The organism is Micromonospora sp. NPDC023956, from assembly GCF_040639195.1.
Classification (GTDB): Bacteria; Actinomycetota; Actinomycetes; order Mycobacteriales; family Micromonosporaceae; genus Micromonospora.
This window is the reverse complement of the sequence record NZ_JBEZZN010000001.1, coordinates 213,876-238,981: the sequence shown is the minus strand read 5'-3', so window position 1 is coordinate 238,981 and position 25,106 is coordinate 213,876. Positions and strand designations below refer to the sequence as shown.

Sequence of the window (25,106 nt, the reverse complement as noted above, 5' to 3'; positions counted from 1 at the left end):
AAAGGTGGCACTGATGGCGACTGAAGACACTCTCCGGGAATACCTGAAATGGGTGACCGCGGACCTCCACCAGACGAAGAGGAAACTCGGCGAACTGGAGGCGGCCCATCGGGAGCCCATCGCCATCGTCGGCATCGGTTGCCGGTTCCCGGGCGGGGTGCGCTCCCCGGAGGACCTGTGGCGGCTGGTCGCGGCCGGCGACGACGCCATCGCCGACTTCCCCACCGACCGGGGCTGGGACCTGGACCGGTTGATCCACCCCGACCCGGACCACCCCGGCACCTCGTACGTCGGCCAGGGTGGCTTCCTCGACTCGGCCACCGAGTTCGACGCCGGTTTCTTCGGCATCTCCCCCCGCGAGGCGCTGGGGATGGACCCGCAGCAGCGGCTCCTGCTGGAGACCTCCTGGGAGGCGTTCGAGCACGCCGGTATCGACCCGGCCACGCTGCGCGGACACCAGGTGGGCGTCTTCGCCAGCACCACCGGCCAGGACTACGCGGCCCTGCTCCAGGCGCCGCCGCCCGGCGTCGAGGGGTACGTCCTCACCGGCACCGCCGCGAGCGTCGTCTCCGGCCGGATCTCGTACGTGCTCGGCATCGAGGGGCCCGCCGTCTCCGTCGACACCGCCTGCTCGTCCTCGCTGGTCGCGCTGCACCTGGCCTGCCACGCCCTGCGGCAGGGCGAGTGCTCCCTCGCGCTGGCCGGTGGCGCCACGATCATGTCCACCCCGGCCGCCTTCGTGGGCTTCTCCCGGCAACGCGGCCTCGCCGCCGACGGCCGGATCAAGGCGTTCGCCGGGGCCGCCGACGGCACCGCCTGGGGCGAGGGCGTCGCCGTCCTGCTCGTCGAGCGTCTCTCCGACGCCCGCCGCAACGGTCACCCCGTGCTCGCCGTGGTCCGCGGCAGCGCCGTCAACCAGGACGGCGCGTCCAACGGCCTGACCGCCCCCAACGGGCCGTCCCAGCAGCGGGTCGTGCTCAAGGCGCTGGCCAGCGCCCGGCTCACCCCGGCCGACGTGGACGCCGTCGAGGCGCACGGCACCGGTACCAGCCTGGGCGACCCGATCGAGGCCACCGCCCTGCTCGCCACGTACGGGCAGGGCCGCCCCGCCGACCGGCCGCTCTGGCTGGGCTCGGTGAAGTCGAACATCGGTCACACCCAGGCGGCGGCCGGCGTCGCCGGGGTGATCAAGATGGTGATGGCCCTGCGGCACGGCACCCTGCCGGCCACCCTGCACGTCGACGAGCCCACCCCGCACGTGGACTGGACCGCCGGCGCGGTGTCGCTGCTCACCGAGGCCCAGCCCTGGCCGGCGGGGGAGCAGCCCCGCCGCGCGGGGGTCTCCTCGTTCGGGATGAGCGGCACCAACGCCCACGTGATCATCGAAGAGCCCCCGGTGGCGACCCCGGACGCCGCCGCCCCGCCGGAGACGCCCGACGCGGCGTCGACCGCGCCGGTGACCGTCACCGACCCCGCGCCGGTGACCGCCGCCGGGCTGGTGCCCGTCCTGCTCTCCGCCCGCGACCACGCCGGGCTCGCCGCCCAGGCCGGACAGTGGGCCGGCTGGCTCGACACCGACCCCGACGTCGGACTGGTCGACGTCGGCTGGTCCTCGGTCACCACCCGGGCAGCCCTGGAACACCGGGCCGTGATCCTCGCCGCCAGCCGGGCCGACCTCCTACGCGACCTGCGGGCCCTCGCCGACGGCGACACCGGGTCCGGTCCCGTCGTCGGCGCCGGCCCCCGGGGCGGACAGCTCGCGTTCCTCTTCTCCGGGCAGGGCGCCCAACGTCCCGCCATGGGTCGGGAACTCGCCGCGACCTTCCCGGTGTACGCCCGCGCGCTCGCCGAGGCCTGCGCCGCGCTCGACCCGCACCTGCCCCGCCCGCTCGGCCCGGTGCTCGCCGCCGACCCGGGCAGCGAGCCGGCCGACCTGCTCGACCAGACCCTCTACACCCAGGCCGGGCTCTTCGCCGTCGAGGTGGCGCTGTACCGGCTGCTGGAGTCCTGGCAGGTCACCCCCGACGTGCTGATCGGCCACTCGATCGGCGAGGTCGTCGCCGCCCACGTCGCCGGGGTGTTCTCCCTGGCCGACGCCGCCGCGCTGGTGGCCGCCCGGGGCCGGCTCATGCAGGATCTGCCCGCCGGCGGGGCGATGCTCTCCGTCGCCGCCGGGCGGGACGAGGTCGAGGCCGTCCTCGCCGACGTCGCCGGCCCGGTCGCGGTCGCCGCTGTCAACGGCCCCGCCGCCGTGGTCGTCTCCGGCACCGGCGACGCGGTCGCCGAGGTGGAGCGGGTCTTCACCGACCGGCAGGTCCGCACCCGGCGGCTGCGGGTCAGCCACGCCTTCCACAGCCCGCTCATGGAGCCCATGCTCGCCGCGTTCGCCGCCGTGCTGGACCGGTTGGAGCGCAACGCCCCCACCCTGCCCATCGTCTCCAACCTGACCGGAACACTCGCCGACGCCGACGAGATCCGTACCCCGGGCTACTGGGTGCGGCACGTCCGTGAGGCGGTGCGCTTCGCCGACGGCGTGGGCCGGCTGCGTGACCTCGGGGTCGGCACGTTCCTCGAGGTCGGCCCGAGCGGCGTGCTGACCGCCCTGACCCGGGAGATGCTGGACGACCCGACGGCCGCCGTGGCGCTGCTGCGGCGGGACCGCCCCGAACCGGTGTCCCTGCTCACCGCGCTCGCCGACCTGCACGCCGCCGGGGTCCCGGTCGGCTGGCGGCACCTCTTCACCGGCGCCGACCCCCGCCGGGTCGCGCTGCCCCGGTACGCGTTCCACCGCGAGCGGTTCTGGCCCGAGCCGCCCCCGGCCGCCCCGGCCGGCGAGGTGTCCCCCGTGGACGCCGCCTTCTGGGCGGCGGTCGAAGAGGCCGACGTCGACGCCCTGCGCGACCAGTTCGGCGGCGACCCGACCGGCGACGACGACCCGGTACGGACCCTGCTGCCCGCGCTGCCCGTCCTCGCCACCTGGCGGCGTAACCGGCAGGACCACGCGGTCGCCGACGACTGGTCGTACCAGGTGACCTGGAAGCCGGTGCCGGTCACCGAGGGGGACCGGCCGGCGGGGCGCTGGCTGCTGGTGCTGCCGGCGGACGCCGCGCCCGGCTGGGCCGACGACCTGGCCGACCTGCTCCGGGGTGGCGGCGACGAGCCGGCGGTGCTCCGCGTCGGCGCCGACGACCTGGACCGCGCGGCGCTCGCCGCGCGCCTGCGCACCACCGTCGGCGACCGGCCCGTCGCCGGGGTGCTGCACCTCGTCGCCGGCCAGGACGGGCTACTGCCCGCCCACCCCGGCACGACCGTCGCCGCCGGCACCACCCTCGTGCTGGTCCAGGCGCTCACCGACCTCGACCTCGACGCGCCCGTCTGGTGCGTCACCAGCGGCGCGGTCAAGGCGGGCCCCGCCGACCGGCTGGACCACCCGCTCCAGAACCTGGTCTGGGGTCTCGGTCGGGCCGCCGCCGCCGAGCAGCCGCACCGCTGGGGCGGCCTGGTCGACCTGCCGGCCACCGTCGACGCGGCGGTACTGCGCCGCCTGGCCGCCGTCCTCGCCGGTGGCAGCGGCGAGGACCAGGTCGCGGTCCGCTCCGGTGGTGTCTGGGGCCGCCGGCTCGTCCCGGCCGCCGCCCCCGACCGGCCCGCCGGCGACTGGTGGGCCGACGGCACCGTCCTGGTCACCGGCGGTACGGGCGCCCTCGGCGGACACGTCACCCGCTGGCTGCTCGACCGGGGTGCCCGCCGGGTCGTCCTGGTGGGCCGTCGGGGTGCCGCCACCCCCGGCCTCGCCGACCTCCTCGACGAGTACGGCACCGACGGGCGGGTCACCGCCGCCGCCTGCGACATGACCGACCGCTCGGCCGTCGCCGCGCTGCTGGACGCGCTGCCCGACCTGACCGTGGTGGTGCACGCGGCCGGCACCGACCAGCTCACCCCGTTGACCGGCACCAGCCTCGACGAGTTCTCCCACGTCGTCGCCGGCAAGGTGCTCGGCGCGCTGCACCTCGACGAGTGCCTCGCCGACCGGCCGCTCGCCGCGTTCCTGCTCTTCTCGTCGGTCTCCGGGACGTGGGGCAGCGCCGGCCAGTGCGCGTACGGCGCGGGCAACTCGCTGCTCGACGCGCTCGCCGTCAACCGCCGTGACCGGGGGCTCGCCGCCACCGCCGTGGCCTGGACGGCGTGGGGTGGCGTCGACGGCATGGCCGCCAAGAACACCGCCACCGAGCAGCTCGACCGGATGGGCCTGCCCACCATCGACCCGCAGCGGGCCCTCGTCGCCCTCGACCGCGCGGTGCGCCGGCCCACCCCCGGTGTCACCGTCGCCAACGTCGACTGGAGCCGCTTCCACCCGGCGTTCACCCTCACCCGGCCCAGTCCGCTGCTCTCGGAACTGCCCCAGGTTCGGGCCATCGTCGAGGCCGAGGCGGCCGACGCCGCCGCACCGACCGCCGTCGGTGACGCGCTGCGCCACCTGGCCGACCTGGACGAGGCCGAGCAGGAGCGGGAACTGCTCCGTCTGGTCAACGAGCAGACCGCCCGGGTGCTCGGTCACGCCACCCCGGACGACCTGCGGGGGCGCCCCTTCAAGGACCTCGGCTTCGACTCGTTGACGGCGGTGGACTTCCGCACCAAGCTGAACGAGGCGACCGGGCTGCGGCTGCCCTCCACCCTGGTCTTCGACCACCCCACCCCCGCCGGGCTGGCCCGGCACCTGCGGGAGACCGTCTTCGGTGCCGACCGCGCCACCCCCACCGAGGTGGCCGTCACCGCCGCCCTGGACGAGCCGATCGCCATCGTCGGCATGGCCTGCCGGTACCCCGGCGAGGCCCGGGGACCGGAGGAGCTGTGGCGGCTGGTCACCGAGGGCGTCGACGCCATCGGTGACTTCCCCACCGACCGGGGCTGGGCCACCCCGAGCCCGGAGAGCGGCTACGCCCCGGCCGGCGGCTTCCTGTACGACGTCACCGACTTCGACCCGGCCTTCTTCGGCATCTCGCCCCGCGAGGCCCTGGCCATGGACCCGCAGCAGCGACTCACCCTTGAGGCGTCCTGGGAGGTCCTGGAACGCGCCGGAGTCGAACCGGGCACCCTGAAGGGAAGCCGTACCGGCGTCTTCGTCGGCGCGTCCACCTCCGGGTACGGCACCGGACTGACCGAGGTGCCGGAGGGCACCGAGGGCTACCTGATGACCGGTGCCGCGCACAGCATCATCTCCGGCCGGGTGGCGTACACCCTCGGGTTGGAGGGACCGGCGGTCACCGTGGACACCGCCTGTTCGTCGTCGCTGGTCGCCCTGCACCTGGCCGGTGAGGCGCTGCGGCGCGGCGAGTGCGACCTCGCCCTGGCCGGCGGCGTCACCGTGATGGCCACCCCCGGCACCTTCGCCGAGTTCTCCCGTCAGCAGGGCCTGGCCGCCGACGGTCGGTGCAAGTCGTTCGCCGCGTCGGCGGACGGCACCGGCTGGTCCGAGGGCGTGGGCATGCTGCTGGTGGAGCGGCTGTCGGACGCCCGGCGCAACGGTCACCGGGTCCTCGCCGTCGTGCGGGGCAGCGCGGTCAACCAGGACGGCGCGTCGAACGGGCTGACCGCCCCGAACGGGCCGTCCCAGCAGCGGGTGATCCGGGCGGCGCTGGCCAACGCCCGGCTGACCGTCACCGACGTGGACGTGGTGGAGGCGCACGGTACGGGTACCACCCTGGGTGACCCGATCGAGGCGCAGGCGCTGCTGGCGACGTACGGGCAGGATCGGCCGGGGGACCGGCCGTTGCTGCTGGGGTCGATCAAGTCGAACATCGGGCACGCCCAGGCCGCTGCGGGTGTGGCGGGTGTGATCAAGGTGGTGCAGGCGATGCGGCACGGGGTGGTGCCGGCGTCGTTGCACGTGGACGAGCCGTCGCCGCACATCGACTGGTCGGCGGGTGCGGTGGAGTTGGTGACCGAGGCGACCCCGTGGCCGGTGGTGGATCGTCCTCGTCGGGCGGCGGTGTCGTCGTTCGGCATGTCCGGCACCAACGCGCACGTGATCATCGAGCAGCCCGACGAGCCGGTGGGGGAGGAGCCCACCACCGAATCCGCGCCGGCCCCGGGCCTGATCAGCGCCGACGTGACCCTCTGGCCGGTTTCCGCGCGGACGGTCCCGGCCCTCGCCGACCAGGCCACCCGCCTCGCCGCGCACCTGCGGGAGCAGGACGCGGTGGACCCGGCGGCGGTGGGCTGGTCGCTGTCCACCACCCGGTCGACCTTCGACCAGCGGGCGGTGGTCGTCGGCCGGAGCGTCGACGAGCTGCTCGCCGGTCTGGACGCGCTGGCGTCCGGTCAGCCCGCCGGGAACGTCGCCACCGGCCTGGCGGCCGGTGCGGGCACCGGTCCGGTGTTCGTGTTCCCGGGTCAGGGTGCGCAGTCGGCGCGGATGGCGGCGGGTCTGGTCGGTCGGGTTCCGGTGTTCGACGCGAAGCTCGCCGAGTGCCAGCAAGCCCTGGCTCCGTTCCTGGACGTGGATCTGGTGTCGGTGTTGACGGGGGACGACGAGTCGTGGCTCGACCGGGTGGAGGTTGTCCAGCCGGTGCTGTGGGCGGTCGGGATTGCTCTGGCGGCGGTGTGGGAGCACGTGGGGGTGTCTCCGGCGGCGGTGATCGGTCATTCGCAGGGTGAGATCGGTGCGGCCTGCGTGGCCGGGGTCCTGAGTCTGGAGGATGCCGCGAAGACGGTGGCTCTGCGGTCGCGGGCGTTGGCCGCTCTGCGCGGTACCGGGGCGATGGCGTCGGTGGATCTGTCCGCCGAGGTGGTCGGGGCGCGGTTGTCGGCGTATCCCGGGGTGGGTGTGGCGGCGGTGAATGGTCCGTCGACGGTGGTGGTGTCGGGTCCGCCGCAGCCGGTGGCGGATCTGGTGGCCGCGTGTCAGGCCGACGGTATCCGGGCGCGGGTGATTCCGGTGGATTACGCGTCGCATTCGGCGGCGGTGCAGGAGGTCGCGGAGCGGCTCCGGTCGGATCTGTCGGAGGTGAAGCCGCAGGCGGGTCACGTCCGTCTGGTGTCCACGTTGACCGGGGAGTGGGTGGTCCCGGAGTCGATGGGTGCGGAGTACTGGTACGAGAACCTGCGGCGGACGGTGTTGTTCGATCCGGCGGTGCGGGTTGCCGTGGCTGCTGGTCACACGACGTTCGTGGAGATCTCGCCGCATCCGGTGTTGACGATGCCGGTGACGGCGATCCTGGACGACACGGGGACGACCGGGCACACGCTGGGTACGTTGCGGCGGGGTGAGGACGATCCGACCCGCCTGCTGACCAGCCTCGCCACCGCGTACACGGTCGGCCTGCCCGTCGACCTGACCAGGGTCCTCGCCGGGGCGGCGGTCGTCGACCTGCCCACGTACCCGTTCGCCCGGGACCGGTACTGGCTCCAGGGCAGCGGCACGAGCCGGGCCGGACTGCCGGCTGCCGGCCTGGACGCGGTGGAGCACCCGCTGCTCAGCGCCGTGGCCGACCTGCCCGGGGACGAGGGACTGCTGCTCACCGGCAGGATCGGCCTGACCACCCACCCGTGGCTCGCCGACCACGCCGTGCTCGGCACCGTCCTGCTGCCCGGCACCGCCCTGGTCGAACTCGTCTCCGCCAGCGGCGCACACGTCGGTGCCGCCCACGTGACCGAGCTGGTCCTGGAGGCCCCGCTCGCCGTGCCCGACGAGGGCGCGGTCGACCTGCGGGTACGGGTCGGGGCGGCCGACGGCGACGGCCTGCGGCCCGTCTCGGTCCACTCGTCCGTCGGCGACAGCGACGACCAGCCGGGTACGGCCCGGCAGTGGCGACGCCACGCCACCGGACTGCTCGCGCCCACCCGGCCGGTCGACGCGGCCCCGGCCGGTGCCTGGCCCCCGGCCGACGCGGAGCCGATCGCCCTCGACGCCCTCTACCCGCACCTCGCCGACCAGGGCTACCACTACGGCCCGGTGTTCCGCGCGCTACGGGCGGCATGGCGCAGCGGCGGCGACATCCTCGCCGAGGTGGCCCTGGACGACGACGCGCCCACCGACACCACCGCGTTCGGGGTGCACCCGGCGCTGCTCGACGCCGCCCTGCACGCCATCGGCGCCAGCGTGCTCGACCGCGCCGACACCGCCCCCCGGGACGGCGCCGCCCAACCGGGGCTCCCCTTCTCCTGGACCGGAGTGGCGATCCAGCCGACCCGGGCCCGGGAACTGCGGGTCCGGCTCACCGTCGGGGAGCAGTCGGTGGCGGCCACCGTCACCGACACCGGCGGGGTGCCGGTCGCCTCCCTCGACGCCCTGGTGCTGCGCCCGATCACCACCGAGCAGCTCGGTGCCGCCCGGCGTACCGCCAACCGGTCACTGCACCGGCTCGACTGGATCGAGCCGGCCACCGCGCCGGCCGCCGCACCCCGGCTCGCCGCGCTCGGCGACGCCTGGCCGGGCGTCGAGACGTACCCAGACCTGGCAGCGCTGGTCGCGGCCGTGGCCGGCGGGGCGACCCCGCCCGACGCGGTGCTCGCCCCGGTCACCGGTCAGCGCGCCGACGAGCCGGGCCCGGCTCGGGCGGCGCACCTGGTCAGCCACGAGACCCTGGCCCTGGTGCAGGAGTGGCTCACCCACCCGGAGCTGGCAGCTCCGCGCCTGGTGGTGGTCACCCGGGGCGCGGTCGGCGTCGCCGCCGACGACCGGCTCACCGACCTGCCCGCCGCCACCGTGTGGGGACTGGTCCGTGCCGCCCAGTCGGAGAACCCGGACCGGATCGTCCTGGTCGACCTCGACGACGATCCCCGCTCGGCGAACGCGCTGCCGGCCGCCCTGGCCACCGGTGAGCCACAGCTCGCGGTCCGGGCCGGACGGCTCCGGACCCCCCGGCTCTCCCGGCTCGGCCCGCCGCCGGCCGACCGGGCGGCCCCCGACCTCTCCACCGGCACCGTGCTGGTCACCGGCGCTTTCGGTGCGCTCGGCCGGCTCGTCGCCCGGCACCTGGTCACCGGGCACGCCGTCCGCCGGTTGCTGCTGGTCAGCCGGAGCGGCCCGGACGCCCCGGGCGCGGCCACGCTGACCGGCGAGCTGACCGGGCTCGGCGCGACCGTTCAGGTGGTGGCCGCCGACGTCACCGACCGGGACGCGCTCGCCGTGCTGCTCGACGAGATCCCCGCCGACCAGCCGCTCGTCGGCGTCGTGCACGCTGCCGGGGTCCTCGACGACGGGGTGCTGCCCGCCCTCACCCCGGCCCGCTTCGACGCCGTCCTCGGCCCGAAGGTCGACGCCGCCTGGCACCTGCACGAGTTGACCGAGAAACTCGACCTGGCCGCGTTCGTGCTCTTCTCGTCCGCGTCCGGCCTCTTCGGCGGTCCCGGGCAGGCCAACCACGCCGCCGCGAACGCGTTCCTCGACGCCCTCGCCCTGCACCGGCGGGCGCGCGGGCTGACCGTCACGTCGATGGCGTGGGGGCCGTGGGCCAACCCGGACCTGCCCGACGGGCAGTCCGGCCACGTCGACGAACGGCGGATGAGCCGTAACGGCTTCCGGCCGTTCGACGGCGACGAGGGCATGACCCTCTTCAGCGAGGCGTTGCGCTTCCCCGACCCGGTGGTCGTACCGGTGAACCTGGACCTCGGGGTGCTGGGCCGGCTCGGTCCGGCGCTGCCGCGCGTGCTGCACGGCCTGGTCCGGCCGGCCGGTGCCGCGGCGGGCACCGCCGCCCCGGCGGGCGACGCGGCGGCGGCCCTGCGGGACACGCTCGCCGCCACCGGCGAGGGGGAACGGGACCGGATCCTCTCCGACCTGGTCCGCACCCACGCGGCGGCGGTCCTCGGGTACGCGTCGATGCGCGCCGTCGACGAGGAGAAGGGCTTCGTCGAGCTGGGCTTCGACTCGCTGACCGCGGTCGAGTTCCGTAACCGGCTCACCGCCGCCACCGGGCTGCGCCTGCCGTCCACCCTGATCTACGACCGGCCGACCACGACCGCGCTCGTCGGCTACCTGCGCGCCGCGCTGCTCGCCGAGCGGAGCACGTCGGCGCTGTCCGTGCTGGGCGAACTGAACAAGCTGGAGACCGCCATGCGCGCGGTCGCCACCGACGACACCGACCGCACCGCCGTCGCCGCCCGGCTGCGCGAGCTGCTGTCCCTGTGGACGTACGCCGAGGCCGGTGCCGACGACGCCGGCACGGGCGACGGCAACCTCAGCTCCGCCAGCGCCGAGGAGCTGTTCAACCTCCTCGACGACGAGCTCGGAACGGCCTGATCCCGGATGCCCCGGACCTCTGATCCCGATACGGAGTGGCCCGATGCCCACTGAGGCAGAGTTCCTCGACTACCTCCGCCGTGCCACCGCCGACCTGCGCGAGGCGCGGCGGCGGGTGCGCGAGGTGGAGGCGAAGGACCGCGAGCCGATGGCGGTCGTCGGCATGGCCTGCCGCTTTCCCGGCGGCGTCCGGGGTCCGGAGGACCTGTGGGAGCTGGTCGCCGACGGCCGGGAGGGGCGGGGCGACTTCCCGACCGACCGGGGTTGGGACCTGGAGCGGCTCTTCCACGTCGACCCGGACAACCCGGGCACCTCGTACACCGACCAGGGCGGCTTCCTCTACGACGCCACCGGCTTCGACCCCGGCTTCTTCGGCATCAGTCCGCGCGAGGCGCTGGCCATGGACCCGCAGCAGCGGCTGCTGCTGGAGAGCGCGTGGGAGGCGTTCGAGTCCGCCGACCTGGACCCGCAGCGGCTGCGCGGCAGCCGCACCGGCGTCTTCGCCGGGGTGATGTACCACGACTACGCCTCCCGGGTGGTGGACCTGCCCGAGGGGGTCGAGGGCTACCTCGGCACCGGCAACTCCGGCAGCCTCGTCTCCGGCCGGGTCGCCTACACGTACGGGCTGGAGGGGCCGGCGGTCACCGTCGACACCGCCTGCTCGTCGTCGCTGGTCGCCGTGCACCTGGCGGTGCAGGCCCTGCGCCAGCGCGACTGCGACTTCGCCTTGGCCGGCGGGGTGACCGTGCTCTCCACCCCCGGCGTCTTCGCCGAGTTCTCCCGGCAGCGCGGCCTCGCCCCGGACGGGCGGTGCAAGTCGTTCGCCGCCGCCGCCGACGGCACCGGCTGGGCCGAGGGGGTCGGTGTGCTGCTGCTCCAGCGGCTCTCCGACGCCCAACGCGACGGCCGGCGGGTCTACGCGGTGATCCGGGGCAGCGCGGTCAACCAGGACGGCGCGAGCAGCGGCCTGACCACCCCCAACGGCCCGAGCCAGGAACGGGTCATCCGGCAGGCGCTCGCCAACGCCCGGCTCGCCCCGACCGACGTGGACGTCGTCGAGGCGCACGGCACCGGCACCACCCTCGGCGATCCGATCGAGGCGCAGGCGCTGCTCGCCACGTACGGGCAGGACCGGACCGGGACGGATCCGCTCTGGCTCGGCTCGGTCAAGTCCAACCTCGGGCACACCCAGGCCGCCGCCGGGGTCGCCGGCCTGATCAAGATGGTGATGGCGATCCGGCACGGCCGGCTGCCGGCCACCCTGCACGTCGACGCGCCGTCGCCGCACATCGACTGGTCCGCCGGGGCGGTGTCGCTGCTCACCGAGGCCCGCCCCTGGCCGGCGGTGGACCGGCCGCGCCGGGCCGGCGTGTCGTCGTTCGGCATCTCCGGCACCAACGCCCACGTCATCGTCGAGCAGGCCCCCGCCGTCGAGGAGACCGAACCGGCGGCCGAGGCCGCCGTACCGCCGCTGGTCCCGGTGCTGCTCTCCGCCCGCAGTCCGGAGGCGCTCGCCGCGCAGGCCGACCGCTGGGCCGACCACCTCGCCGCCGAAGCGGACGTCCGCCCGGTCGACGTCGCGGTCTCCTCCCGCGCCCGCGCCGGGCTGGACCGCCGGGCCGTGGTGCTCGCCGGTGACCGCGCCGACCTGATCGCCGGGCTGCGGGCCCTCGCCGACGGCGAGCCGACCGGCACGGTGGTCACCGGCACCGCCACGCCCCGGGGACGGGTCGCGTTCCTCTTCTCCGGTCAGGGCGCGCAGCGCGCCGGGATGGGCCGGCAGCTCGCCGAGGCGTACCCGGTCTTCGGGCAGGCCCTCGACGAGGTCTGCGCCGCGCTCGACCCGCAGCTGCCCCGCCCGCTGCGGGACGTGATGTTCGCCGAGCCCGGCACACCCGAGGCCGACCTGCTGGACCAGACCGTCTTCACCCAGGCCGGCCTCTTCGCCGTCGAGGTGGCCATGTTCCGGCTGGCGAGGTCCTTCGGCCTCGTCCCGGACCTGCTGGCCGGCCACTCCATCGGCGAGCTGGCCGCCGCGCACGTCGCCGGGGTGCTCTCCCTCGCCGACGCCGCCACCCTGGTCGCCGCCCGGGGCCGGCTGATGCAGGCCCTGCCGGCCGGCGGCGCGATGCTCGCCGTCGCCGCCGACGAGGCGAGCGTGGTCGAGTCGCTGACCGGGATCACCGGCCGGATCGGGATCGCCGCCGTGAACGGGCCCACCGCCGTCGTCGTCTCCGGTGACGCGGAGGCGGTCGACGAGCTGGCCGCCCACTGGTCCGGCCGGGGCACCCCCACCCGCCGGTTGCGGGTCAGTCACGCCTTCCACAGCGAGCTGATGGACCCGATGCTCGCCGAGTTCGCAGCCGTCGCCGCGACGCTGAGCTTCCAGCCGCCCAACGTGCCGATCGTGTCGAACCTGACCGGCCTGGTCGCCACCGCCGAGCAGCTGTGCAGCCCCGACTACTGGGTGCGGCACGTGCGGGAGGCGGTCCGCTTCGCCGACGCCGTCGACCGGCTCGCCGAGGCGGGCGTGGGCACCTACGTCGAGCTGGGCCCCAACGGGGTGCTCACCGCCATGGCCCAGGGCTGCCTCACCGACCCGTCGGCCGTGCTCGTGCCGCTGGCCCGCAAGGACCGGCCCGAACCCCGCGCCCTGCTGGAGGCCCTCGCCCAACTGCACGCCGACGGGCTGGCCGTCGACTGGGACGCCCTGCTCGCCGGGACCGGTGCCCGTCGGGTCGACCTGCCCACCTACGCGTTCCAGCACGAGCGGTACTGGCTGGAGCCGGTCGGCCGGATCGCCGACGTCTCCGGCGCCGGTCTCGGCGCGGCCGGGCATCCGCTCCTCGGCGCGGCCGTCTCGGTGGCCGGCGAGGACATGGTGCTGCTCACCGGCCGGCTCGCCCTGGCCACCCACCCGTGGCTGGCCGACCACGCGGTCGCCGGCGTCGTGGTCCTCCCCGGCACCGCGCTGGTCGAACTGGTCGTCCGGGCCGGCGACGAGGTCGGCGCGTCCCGGGTCCGGGAACTGACCATCGCCGCACCGCTGACCCTGCCCGGCACCGGCGGTGTCCGGGTGCAGGTCCGGGTCGGCGCGGCCGACGACGCGGGCGCCCGCACGGTGACCGTGCACGCCCAGGCCGAGGAGGATCCCGAGGCCGGCTGGACCCGGCACGCCGAGGGTGTGCTGGAACCCGCCACGAACGACGAGCCCGGTCTCGGCGTCTGGCCGCCCGTCGCGGCCACCGAGGTCGACCTCGCCGACTGGTACGACGCCCTCGCCGGCCGGGGCCTGGCGTACGGGCCGGCGTTCCGGGGGCTGCGCCGGCTCTGGACCGGCGACGGCGACCTGTACGCCGAGGTCGCCCTCCCGGAGGAGACCGCCGAGCAGGCGGGCGCGTTCGCGGTGCACCCGGCGCTGCTGGACGCCGCCCTGCACCCGGTCGGCCTCCTCGTCGCCGGGGAGGAGGGCGGCGCCCGGGTGCCGTTCGCCTTCGCGGGCGCGCAGGTGCACGCCTCCGGGGCGACGGCGCTGCGGGTCCGGCTGACCCGCGACGGCCAGGCGGTGCGGCTGGTCGCCTTCGACGCCGCCGGCACGCCGGTGGTGTCGGTGGACTCCCTCGTCCTGCGGGAGATGACCGCCCTGACCGCCCCGAGCGTCGCCACCCGCTCGCTGTTCGAGGTGACCTGGCCCGTCGAGGAGGTCACCGCCGTCGACGACCTCACCGGGTGGGTGCTGCTCGCCGCCCCGGACCGGACCGGTCCGCCCGTCCTGCCCACCTTCGCGGACGTGCCGGCGGTGCTCGCCGCCGTCGACGCCGGTGCGGAACCGCCGCGCGTCCTCGTCCTGCCGGTCGCCGGCTCCGCCGACCTCGACCCGGCCGGTGCGCTCCGCGCCACCACCACCGACACCCTCGGCGTGCTCCAGGCCTGGTTGGCCGCCGAGCCGTTGGCCGGTTCCCGGCTGGTGGTGGTGACCCGGAACGCGGTGGCCGCCGGTGCCGACGACACGGTCGCCGACCTGGCCGGTGCGGCGGTCTGGGGTCTGCTGCGGTCCGCGCAGTCGGAGCATCCGGACCGGCTCGTCCTGGCCGACCTGGACGGTGACCTGGACGCCGCCGCGTTGGCGGTGCTCGCCGGGGTGCTCGACGAGCCGTCGGCGACCGGCGGGCAGGTCGCGCTGCGTGCCGGCGCGGTGTCGACCCCGCGCCTGGCGCGGGCCGCCGTGGCCGCGCCCGGCCGGACCGCGCCGACCGTCGGCGAGGGTACCGTCCTGGTCACCGGCGGCACCGGCGCGCTCGGTGCCCTGGTCGCCGAACATCTGGTCACCGCCCACGGGGTACGGTCGCTGCTGCTGGTCTCCCGGCAGGGCCCGGACGCGCCGGGGGCGGCCGACCTGACCGGCCGGCTGACCGACCTGGGTGCCCGGGTCGAGGTCGTCGCCGCCGACGTCACCGACGCCGACCGGGTCGCCGCGCTGGTCGACGGGGTCACCGGCCGGCTGGCCGGTGTGGTGCACACCGCCGGGGTGCTCGACGACGGGGTGGTCTCCGCGATCAGCCCGGAGCGGCTGGCCGGCGTGCTGGCCCCCAAGGCGACCGCCGCGTGGTGGCTGCACGAGGCCACCCGCGACCGGGACCTGGACCTGTTCGTGCTCTTCTCGTCCGTCGCCGGGGTGCTCGGCTCACCCGGTCAGGCCGCGTACTCGGCGGCGAACACGTTCCTCGACGCGCTCGCCGCGTACCGCCGGGGGGCCGGGCTTCCGGCGACCAGCCTCGCCTGGGGCATGTGGGACACCGCCGGCATGGCCGCCGCGATCGGTGACGCCGACCGGGCGCGTTCCGTGCGGGCCGGCATCACCCCGATGAGCGCCGCGACCGGACTGGAACTCCTCGACGTCGCCCTGGCCGCCGGCCGGCCCGCGCTGGTGCCGGCCGTGATCGACGTGCCGGCGATGCGGGCGCAGGTCGTCGCCGGCCGGGTGCCGTCGATGCTGCGGGTGCTGCTCGGCGCGGTCACCGCCCGCCGGCAGGCGGGCAAGGGCAACTGGGCGGACCGGCTCGCCGGACTGGACCCGCAGGAGGCCCGCGACCAGGTCGACGTCCTCGTCCGTGGCCTCGTCGCGCAGGTCCTCGGGCACGGCGGCGCCGACGCGGTCCCGGCCGACCGGGCGTTCCGGGAACTGGGCTTCGACTCGCTGACCGCGGTCGACCTGCGTAACCGGATCAACGCGGCGACCGGGCTGCGGCTCGCCGCCACCCTGGTCTTCGACTACCCGACCCCGCAGATCCTCGCCGGCCAGGTGTACGCGGAGCTGGCGGGCGGCCGGTCCACGGTCACCACCGACGTGGTCACCCCCGTCGGCCCCGACGACCTGGTCGCGATCGTCGGGATGGCCTGCCGGTTCCCGGGCGGGGCGGACAACCCCGACCAGCTCTGGGAGTTGCTGGCCACCGGCGGGGACGGGGTCGGCGAGTTCCCCGCCGACCGGGGCTGGGACCTGGACACCCTCTTCGATCCCGACCCGGCCACCAGCGGCACCTCCTACGCCCGGCAGGGCGGCTTCCTGTACGGGGCGGCCGAGTTCGACCCCGGCTTCTTCGGCATCAGCCCCCGCGAGGCGCTGGCCATGGACCCGCAGCAGCGGCTGCTGCTGGAGACCTCGTGGGAGGCGTTCGAGTCGGCCGGCCTCGACCCGCACCGGCTGCGGGGCAGCCGTACCGGCGTCTTCGCCGGTGTCATGTACCACGACTACGCCTCCCGGCTGATGGACCTGCCCGCCGAGGTGGAGGGCTACATCGGTACCGGCACGTCGGGCAGTGTGCTGTCGGGTCGGGTGGCGTACACGTTCGGTCTGGAGGGCCCGGCCGTCACGGTCGACACGGCGTGTTCGTCGTCCCTGGTCGCCCTGCACCTGGCGGCGCAGGCGTTGCGGTCGGGGGAGTGTGACCTGGCGCTGGCCGGTGGTGTGACGGTGATGGCGACGCCGGGGACGTTCATCGAGTTCTCCCGGCAGCGGGGTCTGGCCCCGGACGGTCGGTGCAAGGCGTTCGCCGGGGGCGCGGACGGCACCGGCTGGGGTGAGGGTGTGGGTGTGCTGCTGGTGCAGCGCCTCTCCGACGCCCAGCGGGACGGCCGGCGGATCCTGGCCGTGGTCCGGGGCACCGCCGTCAACCAGGACGGCGCGTCGAACGGGCTGACCGCCCCGAATGGTCCGTCGCAGCAGCGGGTGATCCGGCAGGCCCTGGCGAACGCCCGGTTGACGACGGCGGATGTGGATGCGGTGGAGGCGCACGGTACGGGTACCACTCTGGGTGACCCGATCGAGGCGCAGGCGTTGCTGGCCACGTACGGGCAGGACCGTGAGCAGCCGTTGCTGTTGGGGTCGATCAAGTCGAACATCGGGCACACCCAGGCTGCCGCCGGGGTGGCGGGTGTGATCAAGATGGTGTTGGCGATGCGGCACGGTCTGGTGCCGCCGACGTTGCACGTGGACGAGCCGTCCCCGCACGTCGACTGGTCGGCCGGGGCGGTCGCGCTGGCCACCGAGGCGACGCCGTGGCCGGCGGTGGACCGGCCCCGCCGGGCCGCCGTCTCCTCGTTCGGCATCTCCGGCACCAACGCCCACGTCGTGCTGGAACAGGCACCCGAGCCGGCCGCCGCCGACCCCCAGCCGGGGGTCGTCGACGACGCCGGACTCGTCCCGCTCGTGCTCTCCGCGACCGACCGGACCGCCCTGCGCGAGCAGGCCGCCCGGCTGCGCGGCCACCTCGCCGCGCACCCGGAGATCGAACCCGCCGAGGTGGCGTACGCCCTCGCCACCAGCCGGTCGACGTTCCCGCACCGGGCCGTCGTGCTCGGCGCGGACGGACCCGACCTGGCCCGGGGGCTCACCGCGCTGGTCGACGGCGAGTCCACCGGCACGGTGGTGACCGGAACGGCACTGCGCGCCACCGCCCCCGTCTTCGTCTTCTCCGGACAGGGCTCCCAGTGGCCCGGCATGGCCGTCGACCTGCTGGACACCTCCCCGGTCTTCGCCGCCAGCATCGCCGAGTGCGAGGCCGTCCTCGCGCCCTGGGTGGACTGGTCCCTGACCGACGTGCTGCGGGGGGCCGAGAACGCGCCACCGCTGGTCGCCTCCGGTGTGGTGCAGCCCGCGATCTGGGCGGTGATGGTCTCCCTGGCCCGGCTCTGGCGGTCGCTGGGCGTACGTCCCGGCGCGGTCGTCGGGCACTCCCAGGGCGAGATCGCCGCGGCCTGCGTGGCCGGCGCCCTCTCCCTGGAGGACGCGGCCCGGATCGTCGCCCTGCGCAGCCAGGTGCTGATCGACATCGCCGGCCGGGGCGGCATGGTCTCCGTGGCCCTCCCCGCCGACCAGGTCCGCGAGCGGCTGCGCCGCTGGGACGACCGGCTCTGCGTCGCCGTCGTCAACGGCCCCGGGTCGGTGGTGGTCGCCGGGGACCCGGACGCGCTCGCCGAACTGGTCGCCGACTGCGCCTCCGACGGGGTGCGCACCCGACCCGTCGACGTCGACTACGCCTCGCACTCGCCGCAGGTCGAGGCGGTCGCCGACCGGCTCCTGGAGAGCCTGGCCGGGATCACCGCCCGCCCCGCCGAACTGCCGTTCTACTCCGCGCTCACCGGCGAGCAGACCGACACCACCACCCTCGACGCCGGCTACTGGTACCGCAACCTGCGCCAGACGGTGAACTTCGAGCGGGCCGTGCGTACCCTGCTCGCCGACGGGCACCAGGTCTTCCTGGAGGTCGGCCCGCACCCGGTGCTCAGCTTCGGCATGCAGGAGACCATCGACGCCGGCGAGCACGACGCGGCCGTGGTCAACACGCTGCGCCGGGGCGCGGGTGGCCTGCCGCGCGTGCTCACCGCCCTGGCCGAGCTGCACGTGCACGGGGTCGAGGCGGACTGGACCGCCGTCTGCGGCGCGCGCAGCGGCCCGGCCGTCGCCCTGCCCACGTACGCCTTCCACCGGCAGCGGTACTGGCCGGAGACCCCCGTCCGGTCCGGCCCGGCGTCCACCACCGACGACCCGGCCGACCGGCAGTTCTGGGACGCCGTCGAGCGGGCCGACGCCGACGCGCTCGCCGCCGCGATGCGGATCGACGCCACCGAGGCCCGCAGCCTCGGCGACGCGCTGCCCGTGCTCTCCTCGTGGCGGCAACGCCGACGCGACGAGAACACCGTGGACGGTTGGCGCTACCGGGTCCAGTGGAAACCCCTGACCGAGGTGCCCAGCACCCCGCTACGCGGCACCTGGCTGCTCGTGGCGTCCACCCCGCACGCCGGTCATCCGCTGGTCGGGCAGGTCGTGCGGGCCCTCGCCGACGCCGGGGCGGACGTGCTTCCGCTGACCGTCGACGACCCCGACCGGCAGGTGCTCGCCGGACACCTCGCCGCCCTCGACACCGGCACCGTCACCGGGGTGCTCTCCCTGCTCGCTCTCGACGAGGACGACCACCCCGACCGCCCGGTGGTCCCCGTCGGTCTCGCCGGCACCCTCGCCCTGGTGCAGGCCCTCGGCGACCTCGGGATCACCGCACCGCTCTGGTGCGCCACCACCGGCGCCGTCTCCACCGGCCGTGCCGACCCGCTCGACCACCCCCGGCAGGCCCTGGTCTGGGGACTGGGCCGGGTCGTCGCCCTGGAGCACACCGACCGGTGGGGCGGCCTGGTCGACCTGCCGGCGAAGCTGGACCGGCGCTCGGGCGGCCGGCTCGCCGCCGCCCTCGCCGGCCTCGGACACGAGGACCAGGTCGCCGTCCGTCCCTCCGGGCTCTTCGCCCGCCGGCTCGCCCGCGCCGAGGCGGACCCCGACCGGGCGGCTACCGGCTGGCAGCCGACCGGCACCGCGCTGATCACCGGCGGTCTCGGCTCGCTCGGCGCGCACGTGGCCCGCTGGCTGGCCCGCGCGGGCGCGTCCCACCTGGTGCTGACCAGCCGGCAGGGTCCGGCGACCGCCGGGGCCGCCGAGCTGGAGGCCGAACTGACCGGCCTCGGCGCGCGGGTCACCGTGGCCGCCTGTGACGTGGCCGACCCGGAGTCGCTGCGCGCCCTGCTCGACCGGCTCACCGGCGACGGGACCCGCGTCGACGCCGTGTTCCACGCCGCCGGGATCGCCCCGGCCTGCCCGCTCGCCGACACCGACCTGACCGGGCTGGCCGACGCCCTGCACGCCAAGGTCGCGGGCGCGGTCAACCTCGACACGCTCGTCGGCGACGTCGACGCGTTCGTGCTCTTCTCCTCCGGAGCGGGCGTCTGGGGCGGTGGCCTCCAGGCCGGCTACGCCGCCGGCAACGCCTTCCTGGACGCCCTCGCCGAGGACCGCCGTCGTCGGGGCCGGACCGCCACCGCCGTGGCCTGGGGCGCCTGGGACGGCGGCGGCCTGCTGGAGACCGAGGGCGCCGCCGACCACATGTTCCGCTCCGGGGTCCGCCCGATGCGCCCCGAACTGGCCGTCTCGGTGCTGGCCGGTGCCCTCGCCCACGACGAGACCGCCCTCACCGTCGCCGACATCGCCTGGGACCGGTTCCACCAGACCTTCGCGATGACCCGCCCCCGGCCGCTGATCGAGGACATCCCCGAGGTGGCCCGGAACCTGGCCGCCCGGACCCGCGACGACGAGGAGCCGGCCGCCGCGTCCCCGCTGCGCGGCCGGCTCGCCGGTCTCGCCGAACCGGAACGCCGCCGTACCCTGCTGGAACTGGTCCGGGTGCACGCCGCGGCGGTGCTCGGGCACGCCTCCGCCGACGCCGTCGGCGCGGACCGGCCGTTCCGGGAGATCGGCTTCGACTCGCTCAGCGCGGTGGAGATGCGCAACCGCCTCGGCGAGGCGGTCGGGCTGAAACTGCCCGCCACCCTGGTCTTCGACCAGCCCACCCCGACGCTGCTCGCCGGCTGGCTCGCCGACCGGATCCTCGGTGTCACCGCGCAGGTCGACGCGCCCACCCGGGCCGTCACCGGTCTGGACGAACCGATCGCCATCGTCGCGATGAGCTGCCGCTACCCGGGCGGGGTGGAGAGCCCCGAGGAGCTGTGGCGGCTGGTCGCCGAGGGACGGGACGCGATCGCCGCGTTCCCCGCCGACCGGGGCTGGGACCTCGACGCCATCTACGACCCCGACCCCGACACCCCCGGCACCTCGTACGTGCGCGAGGGCGGGTTCCTCAGCGACGTGGGCGGGTTCGACGCCGGCCTGTTCGGCATCTCCCCCCGCGAGGCGCTGGTGATGGACCCCCAGCAGCGGCTGCTGCTGGAAACCGGCTGGGAACTGTTCGAGCGGGCCGGGATCGCCCCGGCCGACATGCGGGACAGCAGCACCGGCGTCTTCATCGGCACCAACGGCCAGGACTACGCGACCCTGCTGATGGCCGCGCGGACCGAGACCGAGGGCTACCAGGCCACCGGCAACGTCGCCGCGGTCCTCTCCGGACGGCTCTCCTACACCTTCGGCCTCCAGGGACCGGCGGTCAGCGTCGACACCGCCTGCTCGTCGTCGCTGGTCGCCCTGCACCTGGCCGTGCAGGCGCTGCGCGCCGGGGAGTGCGGGATGGCGGTCGCCGGCGGCGTGACCGTGATGGCCACCCCCGGGCCGTTCCTGGAGTTCGCCCGGCAGCGCGGCCTCGCCTCGGACGGGCGGTGCAAGTCGTTCGCCGGGGCCGCCGACGGCACCGGCTGGGGGGAGGGCGTCGGGCTGGTACTGCTCCAACGCCTCTCCGACGCCCGCCGCGACGGCCGGACGATCCTCGCCGTGGTACGCGGTTCCGCCACCAACCAGGACGGCGCATCCAACGGCCTCACCGCCCCCAACGGGCCCGCCCAGCAGCGCGTCATCCGGCAGGCCCTGGCCAACGCCCGGCTCGACCCCGCCGACGTGGACGCCGTCGACGGCCACGGCACCGGCACCCGACTCGGCGACCCGATCGAGGCGCAGGCCCTGCTCGCCACCTACGGGCGGGACCGGCCCGCCGACCGGCCGCTGCTGCTCGGGTCGGTCAAGTCGAACCTCGGCCACACCCAGGCCGCCGCCGGGGTCTCCGGCGTCATCAAGATGGTGATGGCGCTCCAGCACGACCTGCTCCCGCCCACCCTGCACGTCGACGAGCCGACCCCGCACGTGGACTGGTCCGAGGGGGCCGTCGCGCTGCTCGCCGAGCCCACCCCGTGGCCCGAGACGGACCGCCCGCGCCGGGCCGCCGTGTCGGCCTTCGGGGTCAGCGGCACCAACGCCCACGTCATCCTGGAACAGGCCCCCGGGCCGGACGAGGACGAGGACGAGGCGGAGCCGGTGACCGAGGTCGTGCCGCCGGCCGGACTGCCGCTGCTGCCCTGGCCGGTCTCCGGCAACGACGAGGACGGGCTGCGCGCCCAGGCCGGCCGGCTGGCCGACTGGGCCACCACCGGGTCGGCCACCGACGACGCGGTGGCCCGGGCGCTGGCCACCGGCCGGTCGCACCTGCGGCACCGCGCGGTGCTGCTCGCCGCCGACCGGGACACCTACCTGGCCGGGCTGCGGGCGCTCGCCGCCGGGCAGAACCACCCGGCCCTCACCCGGGACGTCGCCGAGCCCGGCGGCACCCTCGCCATGCTCTTCTCCGGCCAGGGCGCCCAGCACGCCGGCATGGGGCGTGAGCTGTACCGGACGTTCCCGGTCTTCGCCGGGGCCCTCGACGAGGCGTGCCAGCACCTCGACGCCCACCTGCCTCGACCGCTCCAGGAGGTGCTCTTCGCCGCCGAGGGCAGCGAAGAGGCCGACCTGCTCGACCAGACCGTCTTCGCCCAGGCCGGGCTCTTCGCCGTCGAGGTCGCCCTGTACCGGTTGGTGGAGAGCTGGGGGATCACCCCCGACCTGGTGGCCGGGCACTCCGTCGGCGAACTCGCCGCCGCCCACGTGGCCGGGGTGCTCACCCTCCCCGACGCCTGCACCCTGGTCGGCAACCGGGGACGGCTCATGCAGGCCCTCCCCGCCGGCGGCGGGATGCTCGCCGTCGCCACCGGCGAGGACGAGGTCCGCGACCTCCTCACCCCGTACGCCGACCGGGTGGCCGTGGCCGCCGTCAACGGCCCGGCGGCCGTGGTGGTCTCCGGCGACGTCGACGCGCTCACCGACCTGGCCGCCCGGGTCACCGCCCTCGGCGTACGGGTCAAGCGGCTCACCGTCAGCCACGCGTTCCACAGCCCGCTGATGGAGCCGATGCTGGCCGGGTTCGCCGCCGTCGCCGCCACCGTCGAGTACGCCGCCCCGACCATCCCGCTGCTGTCCAACCTGACCGGCCGGGTCGCCGACCCCGACGAGATCCGCACCCCCGACTACTGGGTACGGCACGTCCGGGAGGCCGTCCGGTTCGCCGACACCGTCACCCACCTGCACTCGCTCGGGGTGGGCACGCTGCTGGAGGTCGGCCCGGACACCGTGCTCACCGCCCTGGCCGCCGAGGCCCTGCCGGACGACGACCGCACCCTGGTCGCCGGCGTCGCGCGGCGTGGCCGGGACGAGGTGGCCACCCTGCTCGGCGCGCTGGCCCGGCTGCACTGCCACGGCGTACCGGTCGACTGGGCGGCGCTGCTGCCCACCGCCGACCCGGTGACCCTGCCCACGTACGCCTTCCGGCACCAGCGGTTCTGGCCGGTCGGTGACGGCGTCGTGGTCGGCGCGTCCGCGCCGGCCCCGGCCGCCGGCACCGTCGACGAGGCGTTCTGGCAGGCGGTGACCGCCGAGGACGGCGACGGGTTGGCCGCCCGGTTCGGGGTCGACCCGGACCAGCCGCTGCGCGACCAGCTTCCCGCCCTCGCCCGCTGGCACCGGCAGCGGCAGACCGACGCGCTGGTCGACGGGTGGCGTTACCGGATCACCTGGCCGCAGCGGCAGCCCGCCGCCGGCCCGGTCACCGGCGACTGGCTGCTGGTCGTCCCGGCCGGAACCACCACCGCGACCGGCGACCGGATCGCCGCGCTGCTCGGCGAGCACGGCGGCACGGTCCGCACCGTGGCCGTCGACCCGGCCACGGCCACCCGGAGCAGCCTGGCCGGGCTGCTCACCCCGGGCACCGGCACCCGGGTCGTCTCGCTGCTCGCCCTCGACGAGCGACCGCACCCCGACCACCCGGCGGTCCCCGCCGGACTGACCGGGAACCTCGCCCTCGTCCAGGCGGTCACCGACGCCGCCCCGGCCGGGCCGCTCTGGCTGCTCACCCAGCAGGCCGTCAGCACCGGACCGGGCGACCCGATCGGCCACCCCGCCCAGGCCACCACCTGGGGCCTCGGCCTGGTCACCGCCCTGGAACACCCCGCCCACTGGGGTGGTCTGCTCGACCTGCCGGCCGAGCTGGACCCGAGCGCCGAGGGACACCTGATCCGGGCGCTGACCAACACCGAGGCGGAGGACCAGCTCGCCGTCCGTCCCCCCGGGTTGCACCTGCGGCGGCTCGCCCGCGCCGCCCGCGCCGAGCTGCCCGCCGCCCCGACCTGGCAGCCGCCCGGCACGGTACTCATCACCGGCGGCACCGGGGCGATCGGCCGGTACGCCGCCGCCTGGTTCGCCCGGCACGGCGCCCGCCGGCTGATCCTGGTCAGCCGGCGCGGAGCGGGCGCCCCCGGCGTCGCCGACACCCTGGCCGAGCTGACCGACCTCGGTGCGCAGGGCCGCGTCGTCGCCTGCGACCTGGCCGACCGGGACGCGGTCGCCGCCCTCGTCGCCGGACTGCGGCGCGACGGCGAGACGGTGGACGCCGTGGTGCACGCCGCCGGGGTGGGCCGGCTCAACCCGGTCAGCGTCGTCGACGCCGACGAACTCGCCGACGTGGTGGCCGGCAAGACCGCCGGTGCCCGGCACCTCGACGAGTTCCTCGACCCCGACGACCTGGAACTGGTCGTCTACTTCTCCTCCATCGCCGCCGCGTGGGGCGTCGGCGACCACGGCGCGTACGCCGCCGGCAACGCGTTCCTCGACGCGTGGGCGCAGTCCCGGCCCGCCGGGAAGGCCCGGGTGGTCTCGGTCAACTGGGGGCCGTGGTCCGGCGGCGGCATGGTCAGCGAACAGCACGCGGTGGCGATGAGCCGGCGCGGGGTGTCGCTGCTGGACCGGGAACCGGCGATGGCCGCCCTGCGCGCGGCGATCGAGGGGGACGGCACGGTGCTCACCGTCGCCGACGTCGACTGGGCACGCTTCGCCCCGGTCTTCACCTCCGCCCGACCCCGGCCGCTGATCAGCGACCTGCCCGAGGTGGCGGCGCTGCGGACCGGAGCCGACCCGGCCGCCGACGGCGGCGACGAGGTCCTCACCGGCCTGCGCAAGCGGCTCGCCGACCTCACCACCGCCGAGCAGAACCGGCTGCTGGTCGACCTGATCCGCACCGCCGCCGCCGAGGTGATCGGCCACGACAGCCCGTACGCCCTGGAGCCCGACCGGCCCTTCCGCGACCTCGGCTTCGACTCGCTGACCGCCGTGGAGCTGCGTGGCCGGCTGGCGAAGGCCACCGGGCTCAGCCCGGCCAGCTCCGTGGTGTTCGACTATCCGACCCCGCAGGCTCTCGCCGAGCACCTGCGGGCCGGGCTGGTCAGCGAGGCGTCGGTGGAGGCGCTGCCCACCGTCGAGGAACTCGACCGGCTGGAGGAGGCGCTCGCCGGCCGTGAGGCCGACGACATCGGGCGGGTACGGATCACCATGCGGCTGCACCGGCTGCTGGAGCGCCTCGGTGCCGCCGAGCGGGGCTCCGGTGAGCGGGCCGACGAGGCCGCCGACGTGGCCGACCGGCTGCGGACGGCCAGCAACCAGGAGCTATTCGATCTTTTGGACAGGGACCTCGGGCTCTCCTGAGGCACGCGTCACGTACCGCTGCAGAACGAGGAA

At 75.9% G+C, this 25,106-nt stretch carries 2 protein-coding genes; both read left to right on the top strand.

Annotated features, from left to right (window positions below):
* Positions 1–13 precede the first annotated feature (13 nt).
* Complete coding sequence (locus tag AB0F58_RS00575; protein ID WP_357135855.1) at positions 14–10,243, top strand: type I polyketide synthase; 10,230 nt, start codon at positions 14–16, stop codon at positions 10,241–10,243.
* A gap of 43 nt (positions 10,244–10,286) precedes the next feature.
* Positions 10,287–25,073, top strand: a complete 14,787-nt coding sequence (locus AB0F58_RS00570) for a type I polyketide synthase (protein ID WP_357135853.1) — start codon at positions 10,287–10,289, stop codon at positions 25,071–25,073.
* Positions 25,074–25,106: the final 33 nt, after the last annotated feature.